The organism is Salinivibrio sp. EAGSL, from assembly GCF_013366455.1.
Lineage (GTDB): Bacteria > Pseudomonadota > Gammaproteobacteria > Enterobacterales > Vibrionaceae > Salinivibrio > Salinivibrio costicola.
Window position 1 is genome coordinate 83,693 of sequence record NZ_JABWMG010000015.1, and the last position, 16,843, is coordinate 100,535.

The following is a 16,843-nucleotide window of genomic DNA, read 5'->3' on the forward strand; positions in this document are numbered from 1 at the left end:
AGAGCGCTATGGAAAAGACATATAATCCACAATCAATTGAAAAAGCGCTGTATCAGCGCTGGGAAGAGGCGGGCTATTTCCGACCTCATGGTGATACCAGCAAAGATGCCTTTAGCATCATGATCCCACCTCCGAATGTAACCGGTAGCCTGCATATGGGCCACGCGTTTCAGGATACCATCATGGATACCCTGACCCGTGCCGCGCGCATGAAAGGTAAAAATACCCTTTGGCAAGTGGGGACCGACCACGCCGGTATTGCCACGCAGATGGTGGTGGAACGTAAGATCGCAGCCGAAGAAAACAAAACCAAGCACGACTACGGCCGTGACGCGTTTATTGACAAAATTTGGCAATGGAAAGGCGAATCCGGTGGCACCATTACCCAACAGCTGCGCCGCTTGGGAGCCTCTGTCGACTGGGATCGCGAACGTTTCACCATGGACGAAGGATTCTCCAATGCGGTAAAAGAAGTGTTTGTGCGCCTGCACAAAGAAGACTTGATTTATCGCGGCAAACGCTTGGTGAACTGGGATCCGAAACTGCACACGGCGATTTCGGACTTGGAAGTGGAAAACAAAGACAAGAAAGGCCACATGTGGCATTTCCGTTATCCACTGGCTGATGGTGCCAAAACCGCAGACGGTAAAGATTACATTGTCGTTGCCACCACCCGTCCAGAAACCATGCTGGGCGATACCGGTGTTGCGGTAAACCCAGACGATCCGCGTTACAAAGATCTGATTGGTCAGCACGTGTTGCTGCCAGTGGTGAATCGTCGTATCCCGATCGTGGGCGACGAACACGCCGACATGGAAAAAGGCACCGGGTGTGTAAAAATCACTCCCGCACACGACTTTAATGACTACGAAGTCGGCCAGCGCCACCAGCTGCCAATGATCAACATTTTGACCCTGAACGCGGATATCCGCGAGCACGCAGAAGTGTTTGATCACAAAGGCCAGCCAAGCACCGCCTACGCGAGCGACATTCCAGCCGCCTACCAGGGTTTGGAACGTTTTGCTGCGCGTAAAGCGATCGTCGCCGAGTTTGACGCGCTCGGCTTGCTGGGTGAAATCAAAGATCACGATCTGACCGTCCCTTATGGCGACCGCGGTGGCGTGGTCATTGAGCCGATGCTGACCGACCAATGGTACGTGCGCACCGCGCCGCTCGCCGAGCCGGCAGTCAAAGCGGTAGAAGATGGCGACATTCAGTTTGTGCCCAAGCAATACGAAAACATGTACTTTGCCTGGATGCGCGATGTACAAGACTGGTGTATTTCGCGTCAGCTTTGGTGGGGTCACCGCATTCCTGCCTGGTATGACGATCACGGCAATGTCTATGTGGGCCGCGATGAAGACGAAGTCCGTCGTGACAACCAGATTGGCGACGACGTCGCGCTGCGCCAAGACGAAGACGTGCTCGATACCTGGTTCTCATCGGCGCTTTGGACATTCGGCACCCTCGGCTGGCCAGAAAATACTGATGCACTGAAAACCTTCCATCCTACCGATGTATTGGTGTCAGGCTTCGATATTATCTTCTTCTGGGTGGCGCGCATGATCATGATGACCATGCACTTCATTAAAGATGAAAACGGCAAGCCACAAGTCCCGTTCAAAACCATCTACATGACCGGCCTGATTCGCGATGAAAGTGGCGCCAAGATGTCGAAGTCGAAAGGCAACGTGCTTGACCCACTCGACATGATTGACGGCATTGGTATTGATGATCTGGTTGCCAAGCGCACCGGTAACATGATGCAGCCTAAGCTGGCTGAAAAAATCGAGAAGGCGACCCGCAAAACCTTCGAAAACGGCATCGACGCCCACGGCACCGATGCCTTGCGCTTTACCTTGGCGGCACTGGCCTCTACCGGCCGTGACATCAACTGGGACATGAAGCGTCTGGAAGGTTACCGCAACTTCTGTAACAAACTTTGGAACGCCAGCCGTTACGTGCTGATGAACACCGAAGCGCAAGATTGCGGCATGAACGGCGGCGAGATGACCTTCTCAAATGCCGATCAGTGGATCGAGTCTCAGTTCCAACAAGCGGCCAAAGACTTTAACACACACCTCGACAACTACCGTCTCGATATGGCGGCGGGCGTCTTGTATGAGTTTATCTGGCATCAATTCTGCGATTGGTACTTGGAGCTGACCAAGCCGGTGCTGTGGAAAGGTGACGACGCACAACAGCGTGCCACCCGTTATACCTTGATCACCGTGCTGGAGAAAACCTTGCGTCTGGCGCACCCTGTGATCCCTTACATCACCGAAGCGATCTGGCAGAGCGTTAAACCGCTGGTAAACGGCGTGGAAGGCGACACCATTATGCAGCAGCCTCTGCCGCAATTTGATCAAAGCCACGTGAACACCCAAGCGTCAGAAGATATTGAGTGGGTGAAGCAGTTTATCGTCAGCATCCGTAACCTACGTGCTGAGTACGATATTGCGCCAAGCCAACCGCTTGACGTAATGCTAAAAGCCGCCGATTCACGTGATGCTGATCGTGCGAGCAGCAACAGCACCACCTTAAACGCACTGGCCAAACTGGGCAGTTTCAAGGTACTGGACGGCAGCGAAACGCTACCGGCCTGTGCGTCTGCCTTGGTTGGCAGCGCTGAGATCTTGATCCCAATGGCGGGCTTGATTGATAAAGATGCCGAACTGGCGCGTCTGGACAAAGAGATCGCCAAAATCGAAGGTGAGATCAAGCGTGTTGAAGGTAAGCTTGGCAATGACGGCTTTGTCGCTAAAGCGCCCGAAGCCGTGGTAGCGAAAGAGCGTGAAAAGCTCGATGGCTATCGTGACACCTTAACCAAGCTCGGTGAGCAAAAGGTCACCATCGCTGCGTTATAGTTCATCGGTCTTACCGATACCCTGTGATAAGCCACGCCAATCGGCGTGGCTTTTTTATGCCCAACACCAGCACACAATTGGCTTGGTCACTTTCTCAACGGATGTTGTACCCAGCACTGATCGCCTTTGATAGCCCTTCTCTATCTAAAAGATAGTGAGAACCGTTTTTATTTATCGACATGAGCCGTACATACTGTCATTGTTGATTAAACGCGTGTTGCCGCGAAGGAGCTACACCATGAAAAAGACACTCAGTTTTGCCGCTATCCACTTTTCGATCGCCTTTACGGTCGCGTATGTGCTCACCGGCGATATCATTTTAGGTAGCTTAATTGCCATGACCGAGCCAACGGTCAACACGGGTGCCTTTTATCTGCACGAAAAAATCTGGAAACTAAGCCGTCAAGCGCGTCCGGTGATTAAAACCGCCAGCTTTGCGGTGATCCACTTTAACGTCGCTTTCTTGGTCGGCTATTTGATCAGCGGTGATTGGTTAGTCGGTGGTGCATTAGCGCTGGTTGAGCCAAGCATCAATACATTGGCTTACTTTTTCCATGAAAAAATCTGGCAGCGCCGTCATGGGGTAAAACCCGCGCCGGTGCACCTTGGCCACCACCACTAAAACCACACCGGGGATAGTGACGCCGAACAACGCGCAATGATCGCCGCCTGCCTGTATCGCGATTGAGTTGTGAAAGCCATCTCAGTGAGATAGATTGTCGATAAATCTATTATCCGGAGTGTTTTAATGGCTAAGGATTGCCCCCAAAATTTACGCAAGGCTGACTCACACGCCCCTGCGTCCCTCGACGTGCGCTTAATTGCGCCGAGCGATAACCCTGCCATTGCCGATGTCATTCGTCGCGTCTCTGCCGAGCATGGTCTTAGTGCCGATGCCGGATTTAGCGTGGCCGATCCCACCCTCGATTATCTCAGCGAACAATATACGCACCCGCATGCCGCCTATTGGGTGATTGAAGCAGATAGAGTGATCCTCGGCGGTGGTGGTGTCGCCCCTTTGCCTGGGCACGATGGTGTGTGTGAACTACAGAAGATGTACTTTCTGCCAGCATTACGCGGCAAAGGCATCGCAAAGCGGTTAGCCGTCAAGGCGATGGATACGGCGCGAGAATGGGGCTATCAGCGCTGCTACCTCGAGACCACCGCCAACCTCACCGCCGCCATTGCCTTGTATCAGTCACTCGGTTTTGTGCCGTGTCCTAGGATGGGAAACACCGGTCACGACAGCTGTGAAGTCACCATGATAAAGGTGCTGTAAACAAGTTCAGGCAAATAAAAAGCCACGCTAACGTGGCTTTTTGAGGCTTACTGGTGCGAGTAAATTTACTCGCTTTCTGGGCTTTCTTCGTCTTCATCCGACTCGAAATAGGTACCCCAGCCGTCGTAATCAATGTTGTGCTTGTCGGCCAACGCCACCAACTTTTCTACCTGCTCATCAATACGTTCGGCATTCAAGGCGGTTTCCATGACCGCATCAAAGCAAACAATCGTGCCGCCCTCTTCCAGCTCGAGCTCTTCAGCCTCTGCTACCTCAAAGCCCATTTTAAAGGCCTCGACCGCCGCATCTTCCAGCGCCGCAAAGGTATCGGCGCATAAATGGTGCTCAATGGTATATAACGCATCCGGATCACTGCCGTCGGCGAGAAGCTCCTCGATAATCATGCGCGTTTCTTGGTGTTGTTGTTCAATCAGTTCAGCCTGTGACATAAGCGCGACTCCAGAAAATGAATACGGGCGCAATATGGCACGGTTTCGGCAAAAATGCCACGTTCGCTCACCGCGAAGCTGACGATAAAACCGCCAAGTTGATGAATTTTCTGTGACCTTGCTAGTTTGGCGAGATTGTTAGTGATTTGTAACATTGACCTCCCCTCGGAAGGTTGTCATTATTCGACCATCCAAGGAGGACATGAGACACGCCCACCCTGTGCAAACGGCCCGCATTCCCACCTTATCGGTGAGCACACATCCCGGGTGTGCAAGGCGCTGTTTGTCTCATTGCCTGGCCCGTATTAAGGAAAAAGAGGACCTACCATGAGTGAGTTTTACGTTGGATCCGAAGTTGGGCAACTGAAGCGCGTTCTGCTTCATCGCCCTGAACGAGCGTTAAACCACCTAACGCCATCTAACTGCCACGATTTGTTGTTTGATGATGTTCTGGCGGTAGAGCGTGCCGGCGAAGAGCATGATATGTTCGCCCGCACACTCACGGATCAAGGCGTGCAGGTGCACCTACTGCACGACTTACTGGTTGAGACATTAGCCGAACCTGATGCCAAGCAATGGCTGCTCGACACCCAGCTCAACCAATACCGTCTTGGCTATCAATTTGCCAACGATGTGCGCGCCTACATGGCCGATATCGACCACAACACGCTCGCGGACATTCTGCTCGGTGGCTTAAGCTATATCGATTTACCCGTGCAATCATCCTCGATGATGCAAGCGATGCACGACAAAACCGACTTCGTGATTGAGCCGCTGCCCAACCATCTGTTTACCCGCGATACCTCCTGCTGGGTGTATGGCGGCGTCTCACTCAACCCAATGGCGAAATCCGCCCGCCAGCGAGAGACCAATCACTTGCGCGCCATTTACCGCTGGCATCCTGAGTTCGCGCAAAGCCAATTTGTCAATTACCTCGGTGATGAGGTCCGCGATTACGACAACGCCGCGATTGAAGGTGGCGACGTGCTGGTCATTGGCCGCGGCGCGGTCTTGATTGGCATGTCCGAGCGCACCACGCCTCAAGGGGTTGAACAGCTAGCGCGTAGCCTACTGTTTAGCGGTCAAGCCAAAGAAGTGATTGCGGTGCAATTACCGAAAAACCGCTCATGCATGCACCTGGATACCGTGATGACCCACATGGATATCCATACTTTCTCAGTCTACCCCACGGTGATGCGCCCTGATTTGCCTTGCTGGCGCTTAACCCGTAAAGGGGAAGACAGCCTTAACGTGGAAGCACAGTCTTGCTACCTCACCGCGATTGAAAAAGCGCTGGATGTCGGCCCGTTAAACATCATTACTACCGGCGGCGACAGCTATGCCGCCGAGCGTGAGCAATGGAACGATGCCAACAACGTGCTGACCGTGCGTCCAGGCGTCGTGATTGGCTACGAAGGCAATACCTACACTAATGAAAAATATGATAAAGCCGGCATTAAAGTGCTCTCTATTCCCGGCGACCAACTCGGTCGAGGCCGAGGCGGTGCACGCTGCATGAGCTGTCCGCTAGAACGCGACGGCATTTAAGCACTCAACACCGCCAGTGCAATGCTGGCGGTTCTCTCCCCACGCTCTTCTCTCCCACCTTTTACCGTCTGCTATCGTGTTTATGGCTTACCCGCACGGCCTACAACATTGATGGTTCTTTTCCCACTCCCTCTCATCGCTTCATTTCACCAATCAATCAGTTACGGTTAAAACTGCCAACATTCATACCGACTGATTACTGGAAATCTCATTCTTTTTCATTAGTGAGTATTTACTCCAATTCCAAAAATGACTAATTTCGCATTAGAGTTTCAGTTTTTTTGTGAACTGTACTCACAGCTCTTTTTATTTGAGATAGCGTGTTTAAAGACAAGCATCGCAAGATACAAAGCGTTAGCCCTAGCTAACGTCAGTTGGACATAACGAAAAGGAAATGCGATGAATAAAAAAATACTGATCTCGCTGCTATTCGCCGGCCTTTCTCAGGTTTTCACCCCCGCTTTTGCCGGTAGCGCAGATAACAACGTGGTAGAGATAAAACGCGACACCGCCAAACAGCTCAGCCAAGACTATGCGCAAATTGCCCCAACGCTACAGCGCAATATTAATAGTTATGGCTTAAATGCCCCCTTATCGGCACTGACACAGCCTCAAGCGCACAGCTCACGCAGTAAACGCAGCCTGGATACTCAGCTGCACAGCGCTGACCGTGCATTGCGTGAGGCGCAAGGGGTCGAAGACGTCGCCGACCAACTGCTCGAAGTACGCTTAGCCGACCCAAGCATGCTCGCGCGTTGGCAAGCCGGCCAAGCGCCTTTGTTTGCCTTTGAGCCGGCCGGTGATGAAAAAAGCTGGACCCAGATTGAGGCCTTTGACACTGAGGGCAACACCCACTGGCTCGACGTCTATCAAATGCCTGACCGCCCCGTGTTAGTGATTGATACGGACGGCAAAGCGGCATTAAAAGCCGGATTGGAAGTGATGCGTCGCACCTTGGCGGAGCAGAACCCAGCACCACGGATGCGTCGTAGTGCACGCATGATGGCACAAGCCCCAGCCCAACCCATTGACACCACAGTGCTAAAAACCATCCGTCTGGCCGACGATAAAGAACCGTGGATCTCAGGCGCGGCGGAAGTGTATGCCATTGTCACCGGCGTGAACCCCAGCCGCGATGAACCGACGCTCGACATTGTCGATATGCCGTATTTGGATTACGACAAAACTACCTATTACCCCAACCAAGTGATGATCCATTGGGAGCGTTATCGCTGGGGCGCGGCAGACGTGATCTTAATGGAGCAAGACGACGGCACCAACTACAAAGAGCTGGCGCTGAAACTTAACGAGGTGGCGAGTGATATCCTAGCCGCGATCCCCGACTTGGAAGCGCAAGCCTATGGCGTGGTCACGCAAATCACCGGCAAAATCATCGAAGCCATCCCCGACGGCTGGCTGACCAACGATGATGACTTTGTTGATGTGTACTACACCCTGCTTAAAGGCCGTGCATACCCAGACCAATACGGCGCCGGCGGCAATGCCATGGCAACCTGGGAGCCACTGACCATTGAGCCGACTCAATAACACAGGCTTGGTTTCATTGAGTGAGATAAACAAAACGCAGCCTCAGGGCTGCGTTTTTTCACTGTGACTTTACTGCCCTGGATCTCTATTACTCGTTCCCACGCTCCTGCGTGGGAATGCATACGAGATTTGAACCATGAACTGAAATCGTGACAAAATCATCAAGCCGCACTTGTCGAGTTTGGTTACTCTGATTCTGCTGAACGGATCTCTGTTCTTACACGCTTGGACCCCGTCATACTTGGAAAGCCCTATAAAAGAAGTGATCGTTTCATCTAGCTACCCTAATTTAAGTGCCTATCTAACTGACTTTTTATTACACAGAAATGCGCAAAAAAATGCGGCTTTCAACATTTTTACGCGCATAAAAGTGTATAAATTAACACTTTTATGCGCGTTAAAGTGTTATCCGTGACAGTTATTCGTGCTTACGGCAAGACGAGGAAAACAGGCTGCACAGTGTAAGCTTGCTCATGGTCCCGACCCCCTCCGTTCTACTGTGCCGACCTTATCAGACCGATCGGCCACTGTAATTGTTGCTCAATAAAGTTCACTATAAATCACTTTTGAAGTGGTTATGTAAGAGACGATCTATAAGTGCAATTTAAGTTACTTTTACTCGTTCCCTCGCTCCTGCGTGGGAATGCATACGGAACTTAAACCATGACCAGAGATCGTGACAAAATCATCAAGCCGCACTTGTCGAGTTTGGTTACTCTGATTCTGCTGAACGGATCTCTGTTCTCACACGATCTAACACCGTGGCCAATTTTAGTTAGCCACTACAGTATGAGTCCGAACCTGGCAGAGGAAAAATACTGGATTAAATATAAATTGGTGGCCAGTTTTTCTTGATCACTGCAGAGACTCACACGCCAAAGCCGAGATCATCTACTGGCTCTCGTATCTCGCTAAAGTACGTGGCAAAACCAATGGAAAAGGAAAACGCTATAGGCCCAGCCAAACTAAACGCTACGGCGTCAGTAGGGTTAAAATGAAAGCGAAAAATTGCGCCCTTGTAGACAAAAAAGAAAAACCGCACATCGATGACATCTTTACGTCGCTAGCCTTTGTGGGGCGCGGGTCTTGAGTCAAAAAGTGCGCAAAACACTGCGTAGTTTTGAAGGTGAAAGTTACCGGCGCAAAATGGCGATGAGCAACGGTAGTTAAAAATCGGTATCAACCGGCCAGGATAATTGTCGGAAAACCGGCCAAGATAATTGACGCTACATACGATGCTCAGAGACGGCGCGATGTGGGATAAAAATCTCGCTAAAATTTAGGATTGACGACATACTCGTTTGTTATGTGCTTTTACACTACACTACGCTAAATTTCCTTTTTTAGTCACTTTTTATGTCCAGATATGACGTAGACACCGCTGAAACTCAATATCAACCAGGCTCCAACGATCAGGTGCTCTTAAACAAGCTTAACATTACTGATGTCGGTGAAATCAATGATGTAGAGGCAATACTTTTGGTTAAGCTATATGAAAAGGTATTTTCATGTAATAACCAAGCATTTAGCTTGAGTTTTCAAACCGTTATCGACTGGCATCGCCAATGGCTTGGCAACGTTTACCCTTGGGCGGGAAGCATTAGAAATGTTAGAATGTGGAAAAGTGATTTTGAGTTTACTGCCCCACTTCAAATTGAACGTCAAATATGTAAATTTGAAGCAGACTACTTATCACAACAACTGAACTTAGCTAACTTCACTAAAGAGGAACTTGTCTCTTTTTTGGCTAGAAGTCATGTGGAATTTATTTTGATCCATCCTTTTCGTGAAGGAAACGGAAGAGTTAGCAGACTTTTGATGGACTATATGAGTCAGGAAGCTGGATATGGACCACTAGATTATTCCTTGTGGGATAAGCACAAGGAGTTCTACATCCGCTCTATACACGCTGGTGTTGGCGGTGACTATCAGCACATGGAGCGTCTTGTACGTGATATCTTAGACAGCTAATGATAAAGAATCGTACTTACGCTGATCCGATTTCAACTTGCGTTCTATTGACTTTACAGGCTTCCCTGTCTCAATCGCCGTCGAACTTGCAACAGAGCGAAGAATCATAGCTTTAGTTACTTTTTTCTTTTCAACTCTCATTTAGAATCCCGATGCTTTCGTTATACTTGTCTATAGATCCTATATCAACACTACAATATTATCAATGATCGGGTGATAAATAGGGCACATAACGCCTTGCTAACAAGCGACAACGCGATGCCACTTAACTTAAATATTGTGCCATAATGAAATTGCGACTTAAGTCGCCAAGCGGTAGGAGTCTTTGTTAAGCAATTTGTTATATTTTTTCACGCACTAAGTTAGCTACATCAACTGCAGCGCCACCTGATTTGAAACTACGACCTAGATCGTATGCCATGTTCTCTAATGGCGCATTGTCATAGCCGTGTTCATTGATTTCTTGAACGTACCGCTTCAAAAAGCCTTCTCCACCTAGCTGCTCCCATTGAATTGTATGCATGAGTTCGTGAATATGAATTTCTAAGTCTTCTTGATGCTGGGGTTTCATAAAGTACATGTGTTTGTAGGTGATTGCTCCACAATCCATATCAAGAAAATCACCTAAACCAATATGGCGTAGTTCGGGGATGTCAGGCTTCGGGATTACGTCCGTTACAACAAACTTGCATTTAGCTAAGTATTCTGGAGAGTAGTAGCCTGAGAAAACATCTGAAAACTTACTGCAACATTGAGCTTCAATTTCGTATTTAGAAACGATGCTATCAATCCACTTATCAAACTGCTTGATTGGCATACTGACCTCCTCAGGTCGTCGATGCGTGTCCAGTAAAACGGATCAAGTCCAAATTGACAAAGATTACGTTGTTATTGTGCTTGGAAGAGATGAAGCAGGAGTTTTTAGATTTATAGATCAAGAGCATAGCATTCCAAAAATTGTTGATGCTAGAGCTATTTTGTTGGGAAAGATGGAACATCACTCTAAAGATGGTACTGAAGAATTTCCGCAAGGTGTGATTACCCGAAAAAAACATCTTATTTTCGAATACATCGAAAAAAGAGAACCGATGCCTGATGACTATAAGTTATTGACCGAATGTGACCTTTTTAGTCCAGCGAAAGAGCTTATCGCAGAAATAGCTTATTCATTCGAAGATCCTGATGGCAACTATATCGAGCAATTCCAAAGTTCTGGATTTAATTCTAGAATGTGGGAATTATACCTGTACGCTTTTTTTCATGAAGCAGACTTCATGATAAACCGAGAGTTTAATGCTCCAGATTATGTTGTAGAAAAAATGGGACAACGCATCTGTGTAGAAGCCGTCACAGTTAATCCAAGTCAACATGCTGACAATGAACCTGAGCCTAAAAGTCATGAAGAAATTGAAAGGATTTTAAAAGATTACATGCCGATAAAGTATGGCAGCCCTTTATTTTCTAAATTAAACAAAAGGTACTGGGAGAAAGAGCACGTAGCGGGTAACCCATTACTTATTGCTATCCATGATTTTCATCAAATAGATTCAATGATGTGGTCAAGGAGTGCATTGGAAAGGTATTTATATGGTGCAGAGAGGCAGCATCGATTTGAAAACGGTGAAGTGATACAAGAGGTAACTAAAATAGCTGAGCATAGGTGGAATGACAAAGTGATTCCATCGAACTATTTTGCACTAGACGATGCCAATAATATCAGTGCGATTATACACTCAAATCAAGCTACAATCGGTAAGTTTTTGCGAATGGGTTATTTGGCTGAATTTGGAAGAAGAGATCTAGATATCAAATTTGTTGGTCAATGCATACATTTTAACAATCAGATCCCCATAGATTTTGAGTTTGAAGTTACTAATGGAGAGTATGCAGAGTATTGGAGCGACTCTATAACAATTTATCATAATCCGAATGCTCTAAATCCTTTAGATCCTGATTTATTTCCAAACGTCGCACATTTTTTTTGATGGTGGACAGTTCAGATCAATTAAGCCTGCCTATTATCCGATATACGGAAGAACTCAGTATCGTATAAAAGAAACTTAACAACGTTTAAGGTTTCAAGTTGTTTTTTATAATCTGGTCGAAACGGTTTAGAGCAACATATCTAAAACGTTTTTTGTCCAGAACCGTTTTTCGGAGCTATCGGCTAAATGAAAAGTAAGCGCGTCATAAACCCCACATTCTAATCAATCTCGGCACGACATAAGATTAGCCCCGAACCTCAAGGGGATCTGAAATGGCGTGTAAATCGATTTAGGTTGCTTGCAGACACCTAAACTCTTAAAATTAGATCTAAGTTATTGATTTAGTTTTGAAGTGTGTTAAGAAAGACGGCATCATAGAGGTACAAAAGACCATTATTAGTTTTTATTTAATGATCATAAAAAGGAGTATTTAAATGCTTTGTATTATTTGCAGAGAACCTCAAGAAAAAATGAGTGATGAACACGTAATACCTGATTCTATCGGTGGTTTCTATCATATTTATAATGTGTGTGTTGTCTGCAACTCAAAGCTGGGAGAGTTGGTGGATTCGCCTTTAGTAAATCACAAGCTTACAGATTTATATAGATTTTTCCAAAATATTAAAGGTAAAAGTGGAAAAGTGCCAAATCCATTTTATGGAATAACATTTTATAGTAAAGAAGAGCCTGAAATTAAGGCTAGAATTGATGTGGGAAATGAAGGGGATATTAAGATAAAATATCACCCAATAGTAAAAGTGAAAGAAAGCAATGGTTTTGTAGAGTCAATTGAAATAGAGGTTGACACAGAAAATGAAAGAGAAATAGATACTTTAATCAATAAGATCATTAAACGAAAAGGTATTCCTGAATCAGACATCGTAAAGTCAGAATTTCGGAGAGAAATTCGAACAGGTGGGGTTGGTGGTAAGTGGGAGATGGACACACTAAAGTTCAAAATCGGGCTTCTCAAAATAGCGTATGAGTTTGCGGTTGATTCTATTCCTGAATATTATAGTGACAAAAATGCAGTAGAAATATCCAAAGTGCTGAAAGGTGCCAACTACGAAGAAGTTAACAAGTATGCGATAATTGGTAATGGATTAGATGCAAAAATTATTGAGCCATTTAAAGACTACTTAGATTTTGAAAGTAAAAATCACTATTTGATATTAACCGAGTCAAACTATGGTTTGTTATGTCTAGTTAAGCTTCATAATCTATTTTATGTTGGTATAGTATTGTCAGATAAAAAATATTTAAATTTTCACGATACAATAGTCGGACTAAATGATATTGAAAATAGAGAATTTAACAAGTATAAGTTTAGTGACGTCGTCAACAAATGCCTTGCCTCTCAGCACAGCTTTCGATTCGCTTACAATTTAAGAAGCGAGGATGAAGCCAAAGAGTTGGGCGATCCTAACTATAGATACGAAGGAAACGAAAAAGGTGAAATTCCGCTATATAGATATAATGGTGAAAGATATCCATTTCTAGTTCATGAGCTATTAGAAAGAAGTCATGTTGAATTTTCCAGGTGTGAGGATTTGGTTATTTCAAGGTATTATTTTGATAATGATAGTGAATATTTTGTAAAAACCATGGGTACAGGAAAACTGTATCAAGTTGTGGCGGCCGAAATCACCCAGAAACAAGTTAGAAAATTTTGAACGGTAGTTTATCTGATAACCTAACAAGCATATAAGGTTTCAAGATACGTTTACTTATCCTACTAGAGTGCGTTTGAGCTGACACCCTAACGCACTTTTGTCCAAAAATAATTTATAAATTGATTACTATAGCCCCTGGGTTTACCATTAAAGAAACTCACTCATCTCTGGCACACCGTCGGCCTGCTTTAGCAAGTATTCACACTCCGTTTGGATTAGTGACACACATAGCTCTATGTGTTCACGCTCTCCATCATCGGTTCCTTGAGCATCGGTAAGGCCAACCGCTTCCTTCAGGGCATTTTTTATAGCACCAACGGTTTCTACCATTATGGAAGCCATCTTGGTACCTGAACAATCGCGCAGAGCGCCGATAACCTGGAGGTAAGTCAGTTGCCTGACAGCCATCAATCACATGTTTTCGTTGAAAGACATCACGAGTCGCGATATAGGCTCGATCGAACCGCTCTATGCTCAGTGTCCTCGTCTTCCCAATGCGAGTTAACTCAACATTAGCAACATCCAAACCAGCTAGCTTGGCTAGTGTCATGCAGAAGAACTCATAAACAGCAATACACGGTGCTTTACCGCTTTCATACTTCAGAATGTAGTTTGAACTTAATTTTCCTTCACCAATCCCCCATTCATCACCGCGCTTAAGTACGTTTAACTTGTTTTACACACCAGCAACCGAAAGGTGAACCTTACCGTCCCAATAAACTAAAGGTGTAAAGTTACGCTTTAGTCAGTCTACCAACTCCTCATTAGGTACAGGCCTAAAGCGGGTTTCTTGAGGCTCCGAACCTGACACTCGAAAAGATAATGCGCCAGATATTTCCGCACCAAGCTTACGAATCAGCCCGAACATGTGCCAATAAACACGTCTAGCTGTTGCAACTTACTCATACCAACCGTCCTCACTGCTTATCACGCTGTTTTCAGCGTGGGAGGTTATTTGGCTATGTGGACGAGCAAATAGGTTTAGGTCGATAAGGCGTAACGACAGCCCTAAGATGTCCATGAGGATGAGTACATTGGCAAAGGTGACACTGGTATCGCCTTTTTCTACTTTCATGACTGTTCTGCGAGATAAGTTGGCTTTTGAAGCGAGATCATCAATACGCCAGCCTCTATCGGTGCGTTTTGAGCGAATGGCGCTCCCCAGCGTTTCCATACTGAACTCGGTATTCAAATCAGGCATAGGTTGTGCCTTTACACTCTTACCTTTTTTCATAAGTGCCTTTTAATGTACTTTTGTCACTATTGGGTTCGTCTTAATATATAAGTTCACTATAATTCACTTTTGTCGTGACTGTATAAGAAATTAGCTATAAGTGCAATTTAAGTTACTTATGGCTGGTTTGCGAGTTTAATACCTCTCTTTGTTCTCTATGAGAGAGTTTTATCAGCCAGAAGGACGCATTTGGCAACAGCGTAGTATTCGGATTAATATTGGGAGAAGACAGAGAAGAGTGCGTGATCGGGGCTTACCTGACCCATTACCTGACCCAAAATCGGCAGATACAAAAAAGGCGTAGTAGGTACTAACCTGCTACGCCTTGCTATGACTGGTGGCCCCTCCCAGACTTGAACTGGGGACCAATCGATTATGAGTCGTGATATGACTGTTTTCGATAAAATCTCACATTATCTCATATTAGTTTATTTGTGACTTAATTCAACGAGTTACAAGCACCTCTTCAGTTTATCTTTTCTCGCATAGTCTCATTCAGGTACGCTCTTGTTTGACTAATTGTTTGACTAAAAATCGCCGTAGTCAAACAAGGGAATCTTTGAGTGAGGGAGTGTGCCATGTTAACGGTAAGTGCTATTCGGGGGCTAAAACCCAAAGCTAAACCCTACTATGAATGGGACAGTAATAGTGAACGCGGAACGGGCAAGCTGGCAGTGCAAGTCACGCCAAAAGGCGGAAAGCGTTTTGTGTTTCGTTACTTTATGGATCGTAAAGCGAAGTTCATTCCGTTAGGGCAGTTTCCTGCGCTGTCGCTTACTGAGGCAAGGGCAAAACAGAAAGAGCTGGGGGAGTTGCTTTTACAAGGGGTTGATCCGAAAGAGCAAATCGAAACGCAAAAGCGTGAGCAGGAGAGCGCAAAGCGTGAAGAAGCAAGGAAGGGTTCAATACAGCAATTGTTTGAAGCCTATGTCGCACAAATGGTGCGAGACGGTAAGCGTACCCACAAAGCCGTTCTCGCGTCTCTTGAGAAGGAAGTGTATCCGGTTATACCTCCTGAAACGAAGGCCAAGAATGTCACCCCACACGAGTTAAAACTGGTGTTGGCGGAAATGATAAGACGCGGGGCGAAAACGCAGTCAAACCGTGTACGCAGCTATCTGATGGCCGCGTTTAACTACGGGCTAAGGCACGATAACGACCCTGCTAATTTCATTGATGAGGCCAAGTTTGGCTTGGTGTTTAACCCAATGACGGCTATCCCCAAACAAAAAGATGCAGAACGTGTGGGTAACCATTACCTGAAAATAGGTGAAGTGATCCAGCTAATCGCCGATCTGAACGGGGAATATGAACGATTTAGAATGGGCGATACTATCCGGTGCCTCATTTTGCTTTGCCTCTATACCGGGGGCCAGCGACCTTATGAGCTGGCGGCTTCGAAGTGGGAGGCGGTAGATTGGCAACAAAAGTCGCTATTGGTAAGTCGTGATCTATCTAAAAATAAGCGAGAGCACATCATTCCCCTGACTGAATCCGCGCTGGTGGTTCTTCACCAACTGCGCGAGGTAAACCAAGATTCTGACTTCATTTTTCCGCACCGTTTAAACCGTAATGAGCATATCCGAATGGATTCGCTTTCTCAGGCCGTTACCCGATACCGTGAGGCAACACCTTTTGTTTCGTCATTCACTCCCCGCGACATTCGCCGCACCTGTAAAACTCTGATGGGCGAGATTGGCATTTCTAAATCACTGCGGGACCGCATTCAGAACCATGCGCTAAATGACGTATCCAGCAAACACTATGACCGCTATGAATACCTGCCCGAGAAACGAAGGGCTTTGGAATCATGGGAACAACGACTGAACGAAAACATCACTGTCACCAATGTAGTGGCATTTGCAGGGAGAGATTAAGCCATGTCATCACAGAAGGAACTGGGTATTCAGTTGCCACCCTTATTGCCTCTTGAGTATTGCACTGTTGAGCGAGCGACGCGGCTTCTCGGATGTGAGGTAGAGGATATCTACCATTGGAATGAGATCGGGGCTGTTAAGCTGTATGCATACTTTCAAAAGCGGGTACCAGGGAAGATTGAAATTTCGATGCTGAATATCCGAGGTAAAGAGGAGCAGCACCCAAGAGAGTATTTGAAGGAAGTTGCAGAAAAAACTTCAGATCAGTATAAAAAAGTTCGAGATTCTATCCTATCTCTAAACGAAGAGAACACTTTGATTGCAAAAGTTTTCGAATACTACTTAGTTGGCGATAGAGTATTGAGCGACAATTACGGTGGCCGGTCTAGCGACAATTATCTTGGCCGGTTGA

12 protein-coding genes and 2 pseudogenes are annotated in these 16,843 nt (G+C 46.5%); 10 read left to right on the top strand and 4 right to left on the bottom strand.

What is annotated here, in order from left to right; genetic code table 11:
* Nucleotides 1-8: 8 nt before the first annotated feature.
* The 3 genes from HLG76_RS10680 (at nt 9) to HLG76_RS10690 (ending at nt 4,146) form a co-directional block, all read left to right on the top strand.
* The gene (locus tag HLG76_RS10680) at nt 9-2,867 is read left to right on the top strand and encodes a valine--tRNA ligase (protein WP_175993631.1); all 2,859 of its coding nucleotides are present in this window, start codon (nt 9-11) and stop codon (nt 2,865-2,867) included.
* Nucleotides 2,868-3,105: 238 nt separating this feature from the next.
* The gene (locus HLG76_RS10685; RefSeq protein ID WP_021022640.1) at nt 3,106-3,489 is read left to right on the top strand and encodes a DUF2061 domain-containing protein; all 384 of its coding nucleotides are present in this window, start codon (nt 3,106-3,108) and stop codon (nt 3,487-3,489) included.
* A 126-nt stretch (nt 3,490-3,615) separates the two neighbouring features.
* The gene (locus HLG76_RS10690; RefSeq protein ID WP_077576221.1) at nt 3,616-4,146 is read left to right on the top strand and encodes a GNAT family N-acetyltransferase; all 531 of its coding nucleotides are present in this window, start codon (nt 3,616-3,618) and stop codon (nt 4,144-4,146) included.
* Between the two features lie 65 nt (nt 4,147-4,211).
* Here the strand turns inward: HLG76_RS10690 and rraB are convergent, their stop codons facing one another.
* Nucleotides 4,212-4,595, bottom strand: a complete 384-nt coding sequence (gene rraB, locus HLG76_RS10695) for a ribonuclease E inhibitor RraB (RefSeq protein ID WP_021022642.1) — start codon at nt 4,593-4,595, stop codon at nt 4,212-4,214.
* 327 nt (nt 4,596-4,922) lie between these two features.
* On the opposite strand from rraB, the gene arcA reads away from it, so the two are divergent.
* The 3 genes from arcA (at nt 4,923) to HLG76_RS10710 (ending at nt 9,662) form a co-directional block, all read left to right on the top strand.
* Complete coding sequence (gene arcA, locus HLG76_RS10700; RefSeq protein ID WP_021022643.1) at nt 4,923-6,143, top strand: arginine deiminase; 1,221 nt, start codon at nt 4,923-4,925, stop codon at nt 6,141-6,143.
* Nucleotides 6,144-6,542: 399 nt separating this feature from the next.
* Nucleotides 6,543-7,691, top strand: a complete 1,149-nt coding sequence (locus tag HLG76_RS10705; protein ID WP_175993632.1) for a DUF3103 family protein — start codon at nt 6,543-6,545, stop codon at nt 7,689-7,691.
* 1,356 nt (nt 7,692-9,047) lie between these two features.
* Nucleotides 9,048-9,662, top strand: a complete 615-nt coding sequence (locus HLG76_RS10710; RefSeq protein ID WP_175993633.1) for a Fic family protein — start codon at nt 9,048-9,050, stop codon at nt 9,660-9,662.
* A 340-nt stretch (nt 9,663-10,002) separates the two neighbouring features.
* Here the strand turns inward: HLG76_RS10710 and HLG76_RS10715 are convergent, their stop codons facing one another.
* The gene (locus HLG76_RS10715) at nt 10,003-10,479 is read right to left on the bottom strand and encodes a hypothetical protein (protein ID WP_077674145.1); all 477 of its coding nucleotides are present in this window, start codon (nt 10,477-10,479) and stop codon (nt 10,003-10,005) included.
* Between the two features lie 25 nt (nt 10,480-10,504).
* On the opposite strand from HLG76_RS10715, the gene HLG76_RS10720 reads away from it, so the two are divergent.
* Nucleotides 10,505-11,647: a hypothetical protein gene (locus HLG76_RS10720; protein ID WP_217706557.1), complete on the top strand. Its 1,143-nt coding sequence runs from the start codon at nt 10,505-10,507 to the stop codon at nt 11,645-11,647.
* A gap of 434 nt (nt 11,648-12,081) precedes the next feature.
* Nucleotides 12,082-13,320, top strand: coding sequence for an HNH endonuclease (locus tag HLG76_RS10725; protein WP_175993634.1), 1,239 nt, complete (start codon nt 12,082-12,084; stop codon nt 13,318-13,320).
* Between the two features lie 147 nt (nt 13,321-13,467).
* Here HLG76_RS10725 and HLG76_RS15205 read toward each other — a convergent pair.
* Nucleotides 13,468-14,191: pseudogene (locus HLG76_RS15205) on the bottom strand (HipA domain-containing protein); the annotation flags it as partial.
* A gap of 27 nt (nt 14,192-14,218) precedes the next feature.
* The gene (locus tag HLG76_RS10735; RefSeq protein ID WP_175993635.1) at nt 14,219-14,554 is read right to left on the bottom strand and encodes a helix-turn-helix domain-containing protein; all 336 of its coding nucleotides are present in this window, start codon (nt 14,552-14,554) and stop codon (nt 14,219-14,221) included.
* A 578-nt stretch (nt 14,555-15,132) separates the two neighbouring features.
* On the opposite strand from HLG76_RS10735, the gene HLG76_RS10740 reads away from it, so the two are divergent.
* Together HLG76_RS10740 and HLG76_RS10745 are read left to right on the top strand one after the other, a co-directional pair.
* Complete coding sequence (locus HLG76_RS10740) at nt 15,133-16,431, top strand: site-specific integrase (RefSeq protein ID WP_175993636.1); 1,299 nt, start codon at nt 15,133-15,135, stop codon at nt 16,429-16,431.
* Nucleotides 16,432-16,434: 3 nt separating this feature from the next.
* Nucleotides 16,435-16,843 (top strand): annotated as a pseudogene (locus HLG76_RS10745) (hypothetical protein); the annotation flags it as partial.